Annotated in this window: 16 protein-coding genes and 1 other annotated feature; of the genes, 10 read left to right on the top strand and 6 right to left on the bottom strand. The window is 56.2% G+C overall.

Annotated features, from left to right (window positions below; genetic code table 11):
* Positions 1-331: 331 nt before the first annotated feature.
* The 6 genes from G7090_RS03545 to G7090_RS03570 all read left to right on the top strand — a co-directional run bounded on the left by G7090_RS03545 (position 332) and on the right by G7090_RS03570 (position 6564).
* Complete coding sequence (locus G7090_RS03545) at positions 332-1018, top strand: tRNA/rRNA methyltransferase (protein WP_166181558.1); 687 nt, start codon at positions 332-334, stop codon at positions 1016-1018.
* A gap of 212 nt (positions 1019-1230) precedes the next feature.
* Positions 1231-1299, top strand: a complete 69-nt coding sequence (gene thrL, locus G7090_RS03550) for a thr operon leader peptide (RefSeq protein WP_103181027.1) — start codon at positions 1231-1233, stop codon at positions 1297-1299.
* Positions 1238-1355: a sequence feature (Thr leader region), on the top strand. Its footprint overlaps the gene before it by 62 nt.
* Positions 1356-1380: 25 nt before the next feature.
* Positions 1381-3843 carry a bifunctional aspartate kinase/homoserine dehydrogenase I gene (thrA, locus tag G7090_RS03555; RefSeq protein WP_166181559.1) on the top strand — a complete coding sequence of 821 codons (2463 nt, stop codon included), beginning with the start codon at positions 1381-1383 and terminating at the stop codon, positions 3841-3843.
* A gap of 1 nt (position 3844) precedes the next feature.
* Positions 3845-4774 (top strand): homoserine kinase, encoded by a 930-nt coding sequence (gene thrB, locus G7090_RS03560; protein ID WP_106994171.1) that lies wholly within the window; start codon positions 3845-3847, stop codon positions 4772-4774.
* 3 nt (positions 4775-4777) lie between these two features.
* Positions 4778-6064: a threonine synthase gene (thrC, locus tag G7090_RS03565; RefSeq protein WP_166181560.1), complete on the top strand. Its 1287-nt coding sequence runs from the start codon at positions 4778-4780 to the stop codon at positions 6062-6064.
* 212 nt (positions 6065-6276) lie between these two features.
* A complete protein-coding gene (locus G7090_RS03570; RefSeq protein WP_106994173.1) occupies positions 6277-6564 on the top strand; it encodes a DUF2502 domain-containing protein in 288 nt (95 codons plus the stop codon).
* Between the two features lie 30 nt (positions 6565-6594).
* Here the strand turns inward: G7090_RS03570 and yaaA are convergent, their stop codons facing one another.
* Entirely contained in the window at positions 6595-7368 is a 774-nt protein-coding gene (gene yaaA, locus G7090_RS03575; RefSeq protein ID WP_166181561.1) for a peroxide stress protein YaaA, read from the bottom strand.
* 66 nt (positions 7369-7434) lie between these two features.
* Positions 7435-8865, bottom strand: a complete 1431-nt coding sequence (locus tag G7090_RS03580; protein WP_166181562.1) for a sodium:alanine symporter family protein — start codon at positions 8863-8865, stop codon at positions 7435-7437.
* A gap of 261 nt (positions 8866-9126) precedes the next feature.
* Between G7090_RS03580 and tal the strand changes: the two genes are divergently transcribed.
* From tal to G7090_RS03595, 3 genes are all read left to right on the top strand, one after another.
* Positions 9127-10080, top strand: coding sequence for a transaldolase (tal, locus tag G7090_RS03585; RefSeq protein ID WP_106994176.1), 954 nt, complete (start codon positions 9127-9129; stop codon positions 10078-10080).
* Positions 10081-10190: 110 nt separating this feature from the next.
* Positions 10191-10778, top strand: coding sequence for a molybdopterin adenylyltransferase (gene mog / locus G7090_RS03590; protein WP_106994177.1), 588 nt, complete (start codon positions 10191-10193; stop codon positions 10776-10778).
* Between the two features lie 123 nt (positions 10779-10901).
* Complete coding sequence (locus tag G7090_RS03595; RefSeq protein WP_166181563.1) at positions 10902-12191, top strand: MFS transporter; 1290 nt, start codon at positions 10902-10904, stop codon at positions 12189-12191.
* A gap of 33 nt (positions 12192-12224) precedes the next feature.
* On the opposite strand, the gene G7090_RS03600 is transcribed toward G7090_RS03595, so the two are convergent.
* The 4 genes from G7090_RS03600 to satP all read right to left on the bottom strand — a co-directional run bounded on the left by G7090_RS03600 (position 12225) and on the right by satP (position 16045).
* Positions 12225-13361 (bottom strand): ABC transporter substrate-binding protein, encoded by a 1137-nt coding sequence (locus G7090_RS03600; protein ID WP_166181564.1) that lies wholly within the window; start codon positions 13359-13361, stop codon positions 12225-12227.
* Between the two features lie 18 nt (positions 13362-13379).
* Positions 13380-14156 carry an ABC transporter ATP-binding protein gene (locus G7090_RS03605; RefSeq protein ID WP_166181565.1) on the bottom strand — a complete coding sequence of 259 codons (777 nt, stop codon included), beginning with the start codon at positions 14154-14156 and terminating at the stop codon, positions 13380-13382.
* A complete protein-coding gene (locus tag G7090_RS03610; protein ID WP_106994181.1) occupies positions 14153-15226 on the bottom strand; it encodes an iron ABC transporter permease in 1074 nt (357 codons plus the stop codon). Before G7090_RS03610 ends, G7090_RS03605 begins: the two co-directional genes overlap by 4 nt.
* 249 nt (positions 15227-15475) lie before the next feature.
* Positions 15476-16045 (bottom strand): acetate uptake transporter, encoded by a 570-nt coding sequence (satP, locus tag G7090_RS03615; RefSeq protein WP_166181566.1) that lies wholly within the window; start codon positions 16043-16045, stop codon positions 15476-15478.
* Positions 16046-16342: 297 nt separating this feature from the next.
* Here satP and dnaK point away from each other — a divergent pair, with 297 nt between their 5' ends.
* Complete coding sequence (gene dnaK, locus G7090_RS03620; protein ID WP_106994183.1) at positions 16343-18262, top strand: molecular chaperone DnaK; 1920 nt, start codon at positions 16343-16345, stop codon at positions 18260-18262.
* The last annotated feature ends 36 nt before the right edge of the window (positions 18263-18298 follow it).

The following is an 18298-nucleotide window of genomic DNA, read 5'->3' on the forward strand; positions in this document are numbered from 1 at the left end:
ACGTTAACAGTTTGATGAAATCATCGTAGCCGTTTGCTAGCCTTTGTCACATTTTTTCAATAAACCAACCAGTTGCGTTCATTGATTAATAAACAAGGCGAATCCAATGTCAACACCCGGCACAGGAATGCAATATCATTATTAAACATGGGGATAAGTGCTATTCTTTAACATTATCGCGTAAAGTTCATTCCTGAAATAGTTTAGCGATTTTAATTTGTAGTGAAACGCTATTTCGGTGATTTGTGTTGCAATTTTGTAAATTCGTGCTGCGTAATATGATGATGTCCATCACATTTTTATCGGCTAACTGCCTAAAAAGAGAGCATAAATGCATTTGTCAATCGTACTGGTATCCCCCGCAAGAGCAGAAAACATCGGTGCCGCTGCACGCGCCATGAAGACCATGGGGTTTACTGATTTACGTATCGTTGCCAGTGACGCCCATAACGATCCGGCGGCGCGGCGTGTGGCGCACGGTTCGGGAGATATTCTCGATAATTTAACCACTTATGAAACGCTGGCGGACGCGCTGCACGATATTTCGTTTACGGTCGCCACCACGGCCCGTGGCCGTTCGAAGTTCCATTACTACGCCACGCCGGCAGAACTGGTGCCGCTGATGGCAGAGAAAAGCCAGTGGATGCCGAAGATGGCACTAGTGTTTGGCCGCGAAGATTCCGGCCTGACCAACGACGAACTGGCCCTGGCGGATGTATTGACCGGCGTGCCGATGGTGGCGGATTACCCGTCGCTGAATTTAGGCCAGGCGGTAATGGTCTATTGCTATCAATTAGCCTCTCTGATGCAAATGCCGGTTGCCCCGGCGGCGGAGGTAGATGAAAACCAGCTTGCCGCGTTACGTGCGCGCACCGATCGTTTGCTGACGACGTTGAATGTCGCTGACGACCAAAAAATGGTGGAGTGGCTACAGCAGCGGTTGGGTCTGTTAGCGCAGCGAGACACGGCAATGTTGCACCGATTGCTGCACGATATCGAAAAAAAGCTGGCAGAGTAAACGTCTGTCATAAATTTTTATTATGGTTAAATATTCCACGATATGGATTGCAGGCGGCCCGATCCGGGCAGAAATAAAATCTCAAACAGTGAGACCTGACAGGGTCGGGAAAGGCGCTTAAATCAGAAATTCGTTGACTTAGCGGCACGTATGCTTTAACCAATATAGGTAGACAGCACAGACAGATAATAATGACAGAGTACACAACATCCATGAAACGCATCAGCATCACCACCATTACCACAACCATCATCATTACCACAGGTAACGGTGCGGGCTGACGCGTACAGGAAAGAAAGAAAAAAGCCCGCACCTGAACAGTGCGGGCTTTTTTTTCGGCTAAAGATTACGAGGTAACAACCATGCGAGTGTTGAAGTTCGGCGGTACATCAGTGGCAAATGCAGAACGATTTCTGCGTGTTGCCGACATCCTGGAGAGCAATGCCAGGCAGGGGCAGGTGGCGACGGTACTCTCTGCCCCGGCTAAAATTACCAACCACCTGGTGGCGATGATTGAAAAAACCATCGGGGGTCAGGATGCACTGGTGAACATCAGCGACGCAGAGCAGATCTTTGCTAACCTGCTGCAGGGCCTGGCGGATGCCCAACCTGGTTTTCCGCATGCCCAGCTGAAAGCTTTTGTTGAACAAGAGTTTGCCCAGATTAAACACGTCTTGCATGGTATCAGCCTCTTGGGGCAGTGCCCGGACAGCATTAACGCGGCGCTGATCTGCCGCGGTGAAAAACTCTCCATCGCCATCATGGCGGGTCTGCTGGAAGCGCGTGGCCATAACGTCACGGTGATCGATCCTGTCGAAAAACTGCTCGCTGTTGGCCACTACCTCGAATCTACCGTAGATATTGCCGAATCTACCCGTCGCATTGCGGCAGGCAAAATTCCTGCTGACCATATGATCCTGATGGCGGGCTTCACCGCCGGGAATGAAAAAGGGGAGCTGGTGGTGTTGGGCCGTAACGGCTCCGACTACTCTGCCGCCGTGCTGGCCGCCTGTCTGCGCGCCGACTGCTGCGAAATCTGGACCGACGTCGATGGCGTGTATACCTGCGACCCGCGTCAGGTGCCGGATGCGCGCCTGCTGAAGTCGATGTCTTATCAGGAAGCGATGGAGCTCTCCTACTTCGGCGCTAAAGTCCTGCACCCTCGCACTATTGCCCCTATCGCCCAGTTCCAGATCCCCTGCCTGATTAAAAATACCGGCAATCCGCAGGCGCCAGGCACGCTGATTGGTGCCAGCAATGACGACGATGGCCTGCCGGTTAAAGGCATCTCCAATCTCAACAACATGGCGATGTTCAACGTCTCCGGCCCGGGCATGAAAGGCATGGTGGGGATGGCGGCACGCGTGTTCGCCGCCATGTCACGCAACGGTATTTCGGTGGTGTTGATCACTCAGTCCTCCTCCGAATACAGCATCAGCTTCTGCGTTCCGCAGGTGGACTGCCTGCGTGCCCGCCGGGCGCTGGAAGAAGAGTTCTATCTCGAGCTGAAAGAAGAGCTGCTGGAGCCGATGGCTATCCAGGAGCATCTGGCGATCATCTCCGTGGTCGGGGACGGCATGCGCACGCTGCGCGGCATCTCGGCGAAATTCTTTGCGGCACTGGCGCGGGCGAACATCAATATTGTCGCCATCGCCCAGGGCTCGTCAGAGCGCTCCATCTCCGTGGTGGTAAATAACGACGACGCCACCACTGGCGTGCGCGTCACCCATCAGATGTTGTTCAACACCGATCAGGTGATTGAAGTGTTCCTGATTGGCGTCGGCGGCGTGGGTGGGGCGTTGCTGGAGCAGCTCAAGCGTCAGCAGGAGTGGCTCAAGAAGAAGCATATCGATCTGCGCGTCTGCGGTATTGCGAACTCAAAAGCGCTGCTGACCAACGTTCACGGGCTGAGCCTGGAGAACTGGCAGGCAGAACTGGCGGAGGCGAAAGAGCCGTTTAATCTCGGCCGCCTGATCCGTCTGGTGAAAGAGTACCATCTGCTGAACCCGGTGATTGTCGACTGTACGTCGCACCAGGCGGTAGCCGATCAGTATGCCGACTTCCTGCGCGAAGGTTTCCATGTGGTCACGCCGAACAAAAAGGCCAACACCTCGTCGATGGATTACTACCATCAGATGCGCCACGCGGCGGCGAAATCCCGCCGTAAGTTCCTTTACGACACCAACGTTGGCGCCGGGCTGCCGGTTATCGAAAACCTGCAAAACCTGCTCAATGCCGGGGATGAACTGCAGCGTTTCTCCGGCATCCTGTCGGGCTCCCTCTCTTTTATCTTCGGCAAGCTGGACGAAGGCATGAGCCTGTCGGAAGCGACCAACGTAGCACGCGAGCTGGGCTACACCGAGCCCGATCCGCGTGACGACCTCTCCGGCACCGACGTGGCGCGTAAGCTGCTGATCCTGGCCCGCGAAACGGGCCGGGAGCTGGAACTGTCGGATATCGTGATCGAACCGGTGCTGCCGGAAAGTTTTGACGACTCCGGGGATGTGGCGACCTTTATGTCCCGGCTGCCGCAGCTGGACGATGCCTTCGCGGCCCGGGTCGCAAAAGCCCGTGATGAAGGGAAGGTATTGCGCTATGTTGGCAACATTGAAGAAGACGGCGTCTGCCGGGTGAAGATGGCGGCGGTAGACGGTAACGATCCGCTGTACAAAGTGAAAAATGGCGAAAACGCCCTCGCGTTTTACAGCCACTATTATCAGCCACTGCCGTTGGTCCTTCGCGGCTATGGCGCAGGGAATGATGTGACGGCGGCGGGCGTGTTTGCCGATCTGCTGCGTACCCTGTCATGGAAGTTAGGAGTTTAACATGGTCAAAGTTTATGCCCCGGCTTCCAGCGCCAATATGAGCGTTGGGTTTGATGTGCTGGGCGCGGCGGTGACGCCGGTGGATGGTTCATCGCTGGGGGATACGGTTACGGTAGAGGCCGCGGACAGCTTCAGTCTGAGCAACGTCGGGCGTTTCGCCAGCAAGTTGCCGACCGATCCGCGTGAGAATATCGTTTATCAGTGCTGGGAGCGTTTTTGTCAGGAGATCGGCAAAAACGTGCCGGTCGCCATGACCCTCGAAAAAAGCATGCCGATCGGTTCCGGGCTGGGCTCCAGCGCCTGTTCGGTGGTGGCCGCGCTGGTGGCGATGAACGAACATTGCGGCAAACCGCTGAATAACACCCGCCTGCTGGCCTTGATGGGCGAGCTGGAAGGGCGCATCTCCGGCAGTATTCATTACGATAACGTCGCCCCCTGTTTCCTGGGCGGCATGCAGCTGATGATCGAAGAGAACGGCATCATCAGCCAGCAGGTGCCAGGCTTTGATGAGTGGCTGTGGGTGCTGGCCTATCCGGGCATCAAAGTGTCGACCGCGGAAGCGCGCGCCATCCTGCCGGCGCAGTACCGCCGTCAGGACTGCATTGCGCACGGTCGTCATCTGGCGGGCTTTATTCATGCCTGTTATACCCGTCAGCCGCTTCTGGCGGCAAAACTGATGAAAGATGTTATTGCCGAGCCATACCGCACCAGACTGCTGCCGGGCTTCAACGAAGCGCGCAGCGCGGCGTTGGATATCGGCGCCCTGGCCTGCGGCATTTCCGGTTCCGGTCCGACCCTGTTTGCCCTGTGCGACAAACCGGATACGGCGCAGCGGGTCGCAGAATGGCTGGGGAAAAATTACCTGCAAAATCAGGAAGGCTTTGTTCATATTTGCCGTCTGGATACGGCCGGCGCACGAGTACTGGGATAAACGATGAAACTCTATAATCTTAAAGATCATAACGAGCAGGTTAGCTTTGCACAGGCCGTCACGCAGGGGCTGGGTAAAAACCAGGGGCTGTTCTTCCCGCACGATCTGCCGGAATTTGGTCTGACCGAAATCGACGAGATGCTGAAACAGGATTTCGTCACCCGTAGCACTAAAATTCTCTCCGCCTTTATCGGGGATGAGATCCCGCAGGAGCTGCTGGAAGAGCGCGTCCGCGCGGCCTTTGCGTTCCCTGCGCCGGTAAGCCAGGTTGAGCCGGACGTGGGCTGCCTGGAGCTGTTCCATGGCCCGACGCTGGCATTTAAAGATTTCGGCGGCCGCTTTATGGCGCAGATGCTGACTCACATCAGCGGCGATAAGCCGGTCACCATCCTGACCGCCACCTCCGGCGATACCGGTGCGGCAGTGGCGCACGCCTTCTATGGCCTGAAAAACGTGCGCGTGGTGATCCTCTATCCGCAGGGCAAAATCAGCCCGCTGCAGGAAAAACTGTTCTGCACCCTCGGGGGCAACATTGAAACTGTCGCCATCGACGGGGACTTCGATGCCTGCCAGGCGCTGGTTAAGCAGGCCTTCGACGACGAAGAGCTGAAGGTCGCGCTGGGTCTGAACTCCGCCAACTCGATCAACATCAGCCGTCTGCTGGCGCAGATTTGCTACTACTTCGAAGCGGTAGCCCAGCTGCCGCAGGAAGCGCGCAACCAGCTGGTGATCTCGGTGCCGAGCGGTAACTTTGGCGATCTCACCGCTGGCCTGCTGGCGAAGTCTTTGGGCCTGCCGGTGAAACGCTTTATCGCCGCTACCAACGCCAACGACACGGTGCCGCGTTTCCTGAAAGAGGGCAAGTGGACGCCAAACACCACGCAGGCCACCCTGTCCAACGCCATGGATGTGTCACAGCCTAACAACTGGCCACGTGTGGAAGAGCTGTTCCGCCGTAAAATCTGGCGTCTCAATGAGCTGGGTTATGCTGCGGTGACCGACGACACCACCAGAGAGACCATGCGCGAGCTGAAGCAGGTGGGTTACACCTCCGAACCGCATGCGGCGGTGGCGTACCGCGCCCTGCGCGATCAACTGAACCCGGGCGAGTACGGCCTGTTCCTCGGCACCGCGCATCCGGCGAAGTTTAAAGAGAGTGTGGACGAGATCCTCGGTGAATCGCTGCCGCTGCCGAAAGAGCTGGCCGAGCGTGCCGATCTGCCGCTGCTGTCCCACAGCCTGCCAGCCGATTTTGCCGAGCTGCGTAAGTTGATGATGACCCGCGGGTAAACAAAAGCACCATACCGTAGGCCGGGTAAGGCGAAGCCGCCACCCGGCTTTTTTATGGAGAAAATAAGGAGAAAAATAGCAGGGAAAAAGTAGGAATTCCCAATAAATGCGGTCACTTACAGAATAGGATTGCAGAGAATAACATCCTCCACGCCCCTCACGTAATCTCCTTACATCGGCCCACATCGGGCAAGAATAATAAGGAGTAACCTATGTCTAAACTGAAACCTGCACTTATCGCACTTTCGCTGATGCTGGTGGCTCCGATGGCGGTTCAGGCCGCTGAAATCACCCTGGTACCGGCGGTTAAACTGCAGATTGGCGATCGGGATAATCGGGGTCACCATTGGGATGGCGGCCGCTGGCGTGACAATGACTGGTGGAAGTCCCACTACGAGTGGCGCGACAATCGCTGGCGTCCGCATGGCGAGCATCACGATAATCGCCACAACGATCGTCATGACGATCACCGTCATGGACCGGACTGGAAGCACCATTAAACTCACCCCGCCAACCGGCGGGGTTTTGCGTTACTGCTCGTGGCGTTTAAACACCAGCTCACCTTTCCCTGACGCTTCCTCGTCAAAGACATAGCCTTCGCTGTCGAATGCCGTCAGCTGCTCTGGCTTCGTCAGACGGTTTTCAATGATGTAGCGGCTCATCAGCCCGCGCGCTTTTTTGGCGTAAAAGCTGATCACTTTGAACTTGCCGTTCTTCTCGTCGAGGAACACCGGCTTGATGATTTCCGCATCCAGCTTTTTCGGTTTGACCGATTTGTAGTACTCATCCGACGCCAGGTTGATCAGGATATTGTCACCCTGCGCCTTCAGCGCATCGTTCAGCGTGTCGGTGATGGTCTCGCCCCAGAACTGATACAGATCTTTGCCTTTTGCATTCTCCAGGCGAATGCCCATCTCCAGACGATAAGGTTGCATCAGATCCAGCGGGCGCAGCACGCCATACAGCCCGGAGAGCATGCGTAAATGCTGCTGGGCAAAATCAAAGTCAGCTTCGCTGAACGTTTCTGCCTGCAGGCCGGTATAGACGTCGCCTTTAAAGGCCAGAATCGCCTGACGGGCATTGGATGGCGTGAAATCCGGCTGCCAGTCGTGAAAGCGTGTGGCATTAAGATCCGCCAGCTTGTCGCTGATGCTCATCAGGCTGGCAATTTGCGGCGCTGAAAGCTTGCGCGCCTCGCGGATCAGCTGTTGCGAATGATCCAGCAGTTCAGGCTGGGTATAACGCTCGGTGGCGAGTGGGCTCTGGTAGTCGAGCGTTTTAGCAGGTGAAATCAGAATCAGCATATCCAGTCCTTGCAGGAGATTTGGTGCGATTTTAACAAAAAAACCGCCTCGATTGATCGATGGCTGTTATTGACGCGGCAAATCGTCCCAGGCGCCGGGCGCCAGTTGCGCTGCAATCTCGGGATAACGTGAGGCATCAAAAACCGGCTGGACCCCCAGCTTTCGCTGGCGCAGATAATCCCGGGCGATTACGTTGATCACCGGAGAGAGCAGCAGGATCGCCGTCAGATTAGTGATCGCCATCAGCGCCATAACGATATCCGCCAGCTGCCAGACCACTGGCAGGCTTAACAGGGAGCCGAGCAGCACCATCAGCACCACGCCGCCCCGTAGCAGCCAGCGGGATTTCCGGGCATCGGGATGCAAAAAAATCAGATTGTTTTCGGCATAGATGTAGTTCACCACGATGGAGCTGAAGGCGAACAATACGATGATAAAGGCCACGAAATCAGCGCCCCAGCCTCCGGTCAGATTGATCAGTGCCTGCTGCACCAGCTGCACGCCGTCGGTATTAGCCGGTAGATCCACCGGGCCTGCCAGCAGCACGATCATCGCGCTGGCGGTGCAGATGATGATGGTATCAACGAAGACGCCAATCATCTGCACGATGCCTTGCGAGGCCGGGTGAGGGGGCCAGGAGGCAGCAGCCGCGGCGGCATTGGGGGTTGACCCCATGCCCGCTTCGTTGGAAAACATACCGCGCTGAAAACCGGCCGTCAGGGCCTGGCTCAGGGTATAACCCAGCGCACCGGCGGCGGCTTCGCGCCAGCCAAAGGCGCTTTTTACGATCAGGGTGAAGACCGCAGGGAGCTGGTCGGCATGCCAGGCGCAGACCACCATGCTGGCGATCACCCACAGCAGCGCCATCACCGGCACCATCCACTGCATCAACCGGGCGACGCCTTTGATGCCGGTGATGATCACCACTAAGGTGAACAGGGCCATCACGCCGCCGGTGATGATTTCCGGGAGGCCGAAGGCGAAACGCAGCGCGTGGGCAACCGAGTGGGCCTGAACGGTATTAAAGATCAGGCCGTAGGCGATGAGTAAGAAGAGAGAAAACAGCACGCCCATCCAGCGCATGCCAAGGCCGCGGGCCATATACCAGGCCGGGCCGCCGCGAAACTGCCCCTGCTTATCCGCTTCCTTATACAGCTGGGCCAGCGAGCATTCGGCAAAGGAGGTCGCCATGCCGATGATAGCGGTCATCCACATCCAGAAGATGGCCCCCGGGCCACCCGCCGAAATCGCCAGCGCCACCCCGGCTAAATTACCGCTGCCAACCCGCGCCGCCAGGCTGGTGCAGAGCGCCTGAAACGAGGTTAAACCTCCCGGCTGGGGGCTAAGGCTGTTTTTCAGATTAGTGCGCAGTTGGGGAATGGCGCGAAACTGAATAAAACCGCAGCGAAAAGTGAACCAGATCCCTGCCGCAAACAGCAGGTAAATCATCACCGAACCCCACAAAATTTCATTAATAAACGACAGATAATCAGGCATTAACGTCCCTCTTGTTGATGCCAAAGTGCATAGGTAATCGCTACTAATGAGTGAGCAAACAGGTAATTAGCAGTCCGGAGTTTTGCCAAGTTTATCACAGTATCTTTCAGCGCATTGTCTGCGGTTGCGCTGACCTTCCGTCGTGTTATCATCAGGGCAGACCGGTTACATCCCCCTAACAAGTAAACCTGTCATTTTTCCGTTTCTGGCATCCCGCTGGTAACGCGAATTATCCAGGGCAAGTTAAAGAGAAACACTATCATGACGGATAAATTAACCTCCCTTCGTCAGTTCACGACTGTTGTCGCTGACACCGGAGATATCGCGGCAATGAAGTTGTACCAGCCGCAGGATGCCACAACGAACCCTTCTCTGATTCTGAACGCCGCACAGATCCCTGAATACCGCAAACTGATCGACGACGCCGTTGCCTGGGCGAAAAGCCAGAGCAGCTCCCGCGATCAGCAGGTTGTCGATGCGACGGATAAACTGGCTGTTAACATTGGTCTGGAAATTCTGAAGCTGGTTCCGGGCCGTATCTCGACTGAAGTCGATGCGCGTCTGTCCTACGACACCGAAGCGTCTATCGCCAAAGCCAAACGCCTGATCAAACTGTACAACGATGCTGGCATCAGCAACGACCGTATCCTGATCAAACTGGCCTCCACCTGGCAGGGCATCCGCGCTGCAGAACAGCTGGAAAAAGAAGGCATCAACTGTAACCTGACCCTGCTGTTCTCCTTTGCTCAGGCGCGTGCCTGTGCAGAAGCGGGCGTGTTCCTGATCTCTCCATTCGTGGGCCGTATTCTGGACTGGTACAAATCCAATACCGACAAGAAAGAGTACGCGGCGTCTGAAGATCCGGGCGTGGTTTCCGTTACCGAGATTTACGAGTACTACAAACAGCACGGCTATGAAACCGTGGTGATGGGTGCAAGCTTCCGTAACGTTGGCGAAATTCTGGAACTGGCTGGCTGTGACCGCCTGACCATCGCCCCTGCGCTGCTGAAAGAGCTGGCAGAAAGCGAAGGCGCGATCGAGCGTAAGCTGAGCTTCAGCGGCGAAGTTAAAGCCCGTCCTGAGCGCATCACTGAGTCCGAGTTCCTGTGGCAGCACAACCAGGATCCAATGGCGGTAGACAAACTGGCGGACGGTATCCGTAAGTTTGCTATCGACCAGGAAAAACTGGAAAAAATGATCGGCGAACTGCTGTAATCATTCCTGCGTGACCGGGCTTCCGGTCACGCTACTTCTCTTGTTCCCTGTCTGAATCCCCCTGCTGCGTGTATCATTCCCTCAATCTGTATTGTTTGAATGGAATAGATATGAATACCTTACGCATTGGCTTAGTTTCCGTCTCAGATCGCGCCTCCAGCGGTGTCTATGAAGATAAAGGCATCCCCGCGCTGGAAGCCTGGCTGGCTTCTGCCCTGACCACCCCTTTTGAAGTGCAAACCCGCTTGATCCCGGATGAACAGGCGATCATCGAACAAACCTTATGTGAGCTGGTTGATGAAATGAGCTGCCACCTGGTGCTGACCACGGGCGGAACAGGGCCGGCGCGTCGCGACGTGACGCCGGATGCGACCCTCGCCATCGCCGATCGTGAAATGCCGGGTTTTGGTGAACAGATGCGCCAGATCAGCCTGCACTTTGTGCCGACGGCGATCCTCTCCCGTCAGGTAGGCGTAATTCGCAAGCAGGCGCTGATCCTCAATTTGCCGGGCCAGCCGAAGTCGATTAAAGAGACGCTGGAAGGGGTGAAAGAGGCCGACGGCAAGGTGGTGGTGTCAGGTATCTTCGCAAGTGTACCTTATTGTGTACAGCTGCTTGAAGGGCCTTATGTGGAAACCGACCCGCAGGTAGTAGCAGCTTTTCGCCCGAAAAGCGCGAGACGTGAAACAATCTCCTGAAATTAACAATAATGTGACATAAGCTGTAACGGCAGTAGCGTGCTAATTGATTTACGGTATAGTAATTTTTTCTTTACGATCGCTGTAAATATAACTCAACAATTCAGCCCATAATGGTTCGCTATGTCACATTACAACCGGCCTCTCAATCGTCAGGATTATAAGACTCTCACCCTGGCCGCACTCGGCGGTGCGCTGGAGTTTTATGACTTCATCATCTTCGTCTTTTTCGCGGCGGTCGTCGGGGCGCTATTCTTCCCGGCAGACATTCCCGAATGGCTGCGTCAGGTACAGACCTTTGGCATTTTTGCCGCCGGGTATCTGGCGCGCCCGCTGGGTGGCATCATCATGGCTCACTTCGGCGATCTGGTGGGACGCAAAAAGATGTTCACCCTCAGCATCCTGCTGATGGCCGTTCCAACCCTCGCGATCGGCTTGCTGCCGACCTATGCCTCGATGGGAATTATTGCCCCGGTATTGCTGCTGCTGATGCGCATCCTGCAGGGGGCGGCGATTGGCGGTGAAGTCCCTGGTGCCTGGGTGTTTGTGGCGGAACATGTGCCGGCCCGGCGGATCGGCATTGCCTGCGGTACGCTGACCGCAGGGCTGACGGTCGGCATTCTGCTGGGCTCCGTGGTGGCGACCCTGGTGAACACCAGCATAACTCAACAGGCAGTGCTCGACTGGGGCTGGCGTATTCCGTTCCTGCTGGGCGGTGCCTTTGGTCTGGTGGCGATGTATCTGCGTCGCTGGCTGCAGGAGACCCCGGTCTTCCTTGAGATGCAGCAACGCAAGGCGCTGGCGCAGGAGCTGCCGGTCAAAGCGGTAGTGGTGCGCCATAAAAAAGCGGTAGTGGTGTCGATGCTGCTCACCTGGCTGCTGTCGGCCGGGATTGTGGTAGTGATCCTGATGTCGCCGGTCTGGCTGCAAAAACAGTACGGCTTTGCCCCAGCGGTAACGCTGCAGGCCAATAGCATCGCGACCATCATGCTCTGCTTTGGCTGCCTGATTGCCGGGCTGGTGGTGGATCGTATCGGTTCCAGCCTGACCTTTATCATCGGTAGCCTACTGCTGGCTGCATCAAGCTGGGCGTTCTATCACCTGGTGGGCAGCCATCCGGAACAGCTGTTCCTGCTGTACGGCGTGGTCGGGTTGTGCGTCGGGGTGGTGGGCGCCGTGCCTTACGTCATGGTCCGCGCCTTCCCGCCGGAAGTACGCTTCACCGGGATCTCCTTCTCGTATAACGTCTCCTACGCCATCTTCGGCGGGCTGACGCCGATTGCCGTTACCCTGCTGATGGGGGTGTCGCCAATGGCACCGGCCTGGTACGTGCTGGCGCTCTCGCTGATGGGGCTGGCGTTAGGCCTCTGGCTGCGCCAGAAGCCCGTAGAAGTACCGGTCCTCGCCGGTTAATGAGAAGGCCGGGCAATGTGCCCGGCCTTTTCGCTAATGCGACGAAGTAAAGCTGAGGATGATGTTGTCATCCGGAATGTGGGTAAAGTTTTTGATAATGGCGTGGTAGTCCGCCAGCGGATCCACATCCTTAAACAGCGTCGGGTAGAAGATTTTGCTCAGCGTCTCAATAGCGACGATGTTATACGGGTTGTTATAGAAGTGGTGATAAAGCGCCCCGGTGTGGCCTTGCGCGACGGCCGGAATGCTGGCGACCCCCTGACGCGTCAGCAGGGCGTTAAAGGCTGCGCTGACATCATGTGCCGGGACGTTATAGCCAAACGGGATAATCGCCGTGCCTTTACCCGGACGTTTTGAGCCGGTCATCAGGTAGTAATCCGGGTTCAGGGAGATAATCTTCTCTACCGCGATATTTCCGCTTGCACCCGGCAGCAGCTGCGAGCCGATGTTGGTTCCGCCAGCGGCCTCTACCAGCCCGCCCCAGCCGTTGCGCGCATGGGTGAAGCAGCAGCCGTTATCCAGCCCGCCGACACCGGCAATCGGTTCGATAAAGACCAGCGGTTTTTTGCTAACGGTGGCCAGACGCTGGTGGATCCTGTCCAGACGCTGCTGATAGAAATCGATATAGGCCTGCGCGCGCTCGGTCTGCCCCATCACCTTACCCAGCAGGGCAATACTCGGCAGAGTATTCTCCACCGGGTGCAGTTCATAATCCACGAAGATAACCGGAATATGCAGGGCTTCCAGCTGCGCCAGCACGCCGGTCTGCACCAGCGACGGCTTAGCGCGCAGCTGGGCAATCATCAGGTCGGGCTGGCGGGAGATCACCGTTTCGAGATCGACATTCCCCTGGTCAGAAAACTTCATGTCGAGGATCTTCTCCGCTTCCGGCCATTTACGCTTCAGTACGTTCCAGGTTTCGGTGTCCTGCTTCTTCGGCAGGTTGTTCCACGCCACTACTCTGGAGAAGGGGTTATCGCGCTCCAGCAGGGCCAGGGCAAAGATGTCGCGTCCGTCCTGGAGAATGATGCGCTGCGGTTCATGTTCAACCGTGACCGTGCGGTTATCCAGGTCTTTCACCGTCAACGGCCAGCTCTCTGCCTGGGCGAGTAAGGGTGAAAGTAACAGTGCCAGGCCGCCCGCGGCGGCAATGAGTTTTTTCAGCGTCATGTCTTTCCCGTCTTCTTCTTATGGTGTTAACCCGTCGACCACCACATGCGGCAGCCCACGGGAACAGTATTCAACCCGACCATCCACGCCGTACACCGTCGCCAGGTTGGCAGGGGTGACAACCTCACCCGGCAGGCCGCTGGCGATAAGCTCGCCGCCTTTCAGCATCAGGGCAAAGTTCGCATGGCGCAGAGCTATGTTGATGTCGTGGATCACCACGACGGTGACGATATTGCGCAGCCGCGTTTCGCGGGCGACGATATCCATCACATGGAACTGGTAGTTGAGGTCGAGGGCGCTTAAGGGTTCATCCAGCAACAGCAGATCCGGCTCGCGAATGAGAGACTGGGCAAGCCCGATCAGCTGTTTTTGCCCGCCGGAGAGCTGGTCGAGAAAGCTCATCGCCAGATGGGCGACGCCCAGTTTATCGAGGATGGAATACGCTTCCTGTTCGACATTGAGACCAGAAGGACTGCCGCTGGCCCGACGGGCAACAATCACCGATTCGAGCGCATGTAGATGCACCCCCTGGGGCAGGGATTGCGGCAGATAAACCACCTTCTGCGCGCGCTTCGCCGCGGGCAGGGTCATCAGATCTTCGCCGTTGAGCTGCAACTCTCCCTGAGCGGGGTTCAGGTCAGCCAGGGCGCGCAGCAGGGTGGACTTGCCCGAGCCGTTTGGCCCCAGCAGGGCGGTGATCTGCCCGCGCGGGAGCAGCGGGGTGTTCAGACCACTGATGATTTTTTTCTTGCGATAGCCGGTGTGCAGATCGCGGATGCGCAGGCCGTCGGTCATACGTTCCCCCGGTTGCGAATAATGATGCTGAGGAAGAACGGCACGCCCACCAGCGAGGTGACAATGCCCACGGGAATAATGACGCCGGGAACGATGTTCTTGGAAAATACCGACGCCAGCGAGAGCACCAGCGCGCCAATCAGCATGCTGCCGGGCAGATAAAACCGGTGATCCTCGCCAAACATCATGCGGGAGATGTGCGGCGCCACCAGACCGATAAAGCCGACCGGGCCGACAAAGGCAACCGTCAGGGCCGAGATGATACTGATGCGCAACAGCGTGGTCAGACGCAGCTTTTTCACGTTGATGCCAAAGCTGACGGCACGATCTTCCCCCAGACGCAGCGCCGTCAGTTTCCAGGCGTTTTTCAGCGACAGCGGCACGATAATCAGCAGCGCGACGGCCAGAATGGCGAGCTTATCCCACGAGGCTCTTGCCAGGCTGCCCATCGTCCAGAAGACCAGCCCCTGCAGGGTATCTTCGCTGGCAACAAACTGCAGAATGGAAATCAGCGCGTTAAAGGTAAAGACCAGGGCGATACCAAACAGCACCACGCCGGAGGTCGCCACGCGGGTCCAGCGGCTGATGCCATCCAGAATAAAGCAGGCCAGCAGCGCAAAGATAAAAGCGTTCGCCGGAATGAACCACTTATCGGCAATACCGGGAATACCTAAACCGAGCACAATGGCCAGTGCGGCACCAAAAGAGGCGGCAGACGACACGCCCAGCGTAAACGGGCTGGCGAGCGGGTTATTAAGGATGGTTTGCATCTCAGCCCCCGCCAGCCCCAGCGCCATGCCAACGGCGACGGCCATTAACGCGAACGGCAGGCGCAGATCCCAGACGATTACCCGTGTCCCGGCATCGGCCGCGGCGGAGTTGACTAAGGTGTGCCAGAGGGTAGAAACGGAGATGCCTGACGGGCCGAGCGTGAAGTCGAGGATCAGAGAGCAAATAATAAAGAAGAACAGCACCCCTGCCAGGGCAAAGCGCCGGACGAGAACCTTACGGTAATGTGACGCGATAATGGATTCGCCAGTTTGATCGCTGGCGGCAAGGCTGGAATTCATCAGTTAACCTTATGCAACACAACAGAATTATTTCATCCCCTTGGGTTCCTGTTCGGCACTGCATGATATCCATATCCGGGATGCGCCGGGTCACACTATTCGCAATGATAATGCTTATCAATTGAATAAGGTGATTATGCGCATTTTGTTTACTAACCGTTTCTGATGTGGTCGAAAAATGACCGTGTTGAAAAGAGGGCTGCGGCAGGGGAGGCGATTTCGTGCCCGCAGGGCGGGCACGAAGGGGGATCAGTGTTTTTCACCAATCGGCAGAACGGTGCGGCCGAACTGCTCGTTCAGCACTTCGCCCATCGCCAGGTAAATGGCGCTGGCGCCGCAGACCAGGCCAATCCAGCCGGCTACGTGAATAATGGACTCGCCGTTATCCACCAGGTGACCGACACACAGCAGAGCGAACAGCACGGTCAGGCTCAGGAACACGAACTGCAGCGCACGGTTACCTACCAGGGTGCCAAAGAACATGAACAGCGTGAACACGCCCCACAGGCCCAGGTAGACACCCAGGAACTGTGGGTTCGCCGCTTCGGTCAGACCCATTTTCGGCATCAGCAGAATGGCGACCAGGGTCAGCCAGAACGAGCCGTAAGAGGTGAATGCGGTTAAACCGAAGGTATTGCCTTTCTTATATTCCAGCAGGCCCGCGAAGATCTGTGCGATACCGCCGTAAAAAATGCCCATCGCCAGGATAATGCCGTCCATCGGGAACATCCCGATATTGTGCAGGTTCAGCAGAATGGTGGTCATGCCGAAACCCATCAGGCCCAGCGGAGCCGGATTAGCCAACTTAGTGTTGCCCATAAGTCCTCAAAAAAAATCATCATTAATATGGTGAAATGGTGAATCCCACGCCAATTCTCCCTGGCGGGGCGCGGCATCATAATGGGCGGCATCAGCGCCGTCTATGATCTAATCAGGGTGAAATTAAAAATTTTTTTATCCTTCCCCCTTGATGGATGCCGTTGCGACCCCATCTTGTAGTCAACCGCAGTGTGTGGACCTGAAAAAATTCAAATCTGGACAGTTGAAAAAGCACCTTCTGCCCTTATTACAGGTACACAACCACATGTTGACTGAATTTTTAGTGGAGACGTTTAGATGGGTAAAATTATTGGTATCGACCTGGGTACTACCAACTCTTGTGTAGCGATTATGGATGGCACCACTGCACGTGTGCTGGAGAACGCCGAGGGCGATCGCACCACGCCTTCTATCATTGCTTATACCCAGGATGGTGAAACTCTGGTTGGTCAGCCGGCTAAACGTCAGGCAGTGACAAACCCGCAAAACACCCTGTTTGCGATCAAACGCCTGATTGGCCGTCGCTTCCAGGACGAAGAAGTGCAGCGTGATGAAGCCATCATGCCGTACAAAATCATCGGCGCTGAGAACGGCGACGCATGGATTGATGTTAAAGGTCAGAAAATGGCACCGCCGCAGATCTCTGCTGAAGTGCTGAAGAAAATGAAGAAAACGGCTGAAGATTACCTGGGCGAACCGGTAACTGAAGCGGTTATCACCGTACCGGCATACTTCAACGATGCTCAGCGTCAGGCAACCAAAGACGCGGGCCGTATCGCGGGTCTGGAAGTCAAACGTATCATCAACGAACCAACCGCAGCGGCACTGGCCTACGGTCTGGATAAAGAAGTCGGCAACCGTACTATCGCGGTATATGACCTCGGTGGTGGTACTTTCGATATCTCTATTATCGAAATCGACGAAGTTGACGGCGAAAAAACCTTCGAAGTTCTGGCGACCAACGGTGATACCCACCTGGGTGGTGAAGACTTCGACAGCCGTATGATCAACTACCTCGTTGACGAGTTTAAGAAAGATCAGGGCATCGACCTGCGTAACGATCCGCTGGCCATGCAGCGCCTGAAAGAAGCCGCAGAAAAAGCGAAGATTGAGCTCTCTTCTGCGCAGCAGACCGACGTGAACCTGCCGTACATCACTGCAGACGCGACCGGTCCAAAACACATGAACATCAAAGTGACTCGCGCGAAACTGGAAAGCCTGGTTGAAGACCTGGTTAACCGTTCCATTGAGCCACTGAAAGTTGCTCTGCAGGATGCGGGTCTGTCCGTCTCCGAAATCCAGGACGTTATCCTGGTGGGTGGTCAAACCCGTATGCCAATGGTTCAGAAGAAAGTGGCTGAATTCTTTGGTAAAGAGCCGCGTAAAGACGTTAACCCGGACGAAGCCGTTGCTATCGGTGCTGCCGTTCAGGGTGGCGTTCTGACTGGTGAAGTTAAAGACGTACTGCTGCTGGACGTTACCCCGCTGTCTCTGGGTATCGAAACCATGGGCGGTGTGATGACGGCGCTGATCGCCAAAAACACCACCATCCCGACCAAGCACAGCCAGGTGTTCTCTACCGCTGAAGACAACCAGTCTGCGGTAACCATCCATGTGCTGCAGGGTGAGCGTAAACGTGCCGCAGATAACAAAGATCTGGGTCAGTTTAACCTCGATGGTATCAGCCCGGCGCCGCGCGGTATGCCACAGATCGAAGTCACCTTCGACATCGATGCTGACGGTATCCTGCACGTTTCCGCGAAGGACAAAAACAGCGGTAAAGAGCAGAAGATCACTATCAAGGCCTCTTCCGGTCTGAACGAAGAAGAGATCCAGAAGATGGTTCGCGAAGCGGAAGCTAACGCCGAGTCTGACCGTAAGTTCGAAGAACTGGTTCAGACCCGCAACCAGGGTGACCATCTGCTGCACAGCACCCGTAAGCAGGTTGAAGAAGCCGGCGACAAACTGCCAGCTGACGACAAAACTGCTATCGAGTCTGCACTGAGCGCGCTGGAAGCGTCCCTGAAAGGCGAAGACAAAGCCGATATCGAAGCAAAAATGCAGGCGCTGGCTCAGGTTTCCGAGAAGCTGATGGAGATCGCGCAGCAGCAACACGCACAGCAGCAGGCTGGCGCGGGTGCTGACGCTTCAGCAAACAACGCGAAAGATGACGATGTTGTCGACGCAGAGTTTGAAGAAGTGAAAGACAAAAAATAATCGCCCTTTGAACGGGTAATACACTGGCACGGGCGA

Source organism: Leclercia sp. 29361 (genome assembly GCF_011290365.1).
Lineage (GTDB): Bacteria > Pseudomonadota > Gammaproteobacteria > Enterobacterales > Enterobacteriaceae > Enterobacter > Enterobacter tamurae.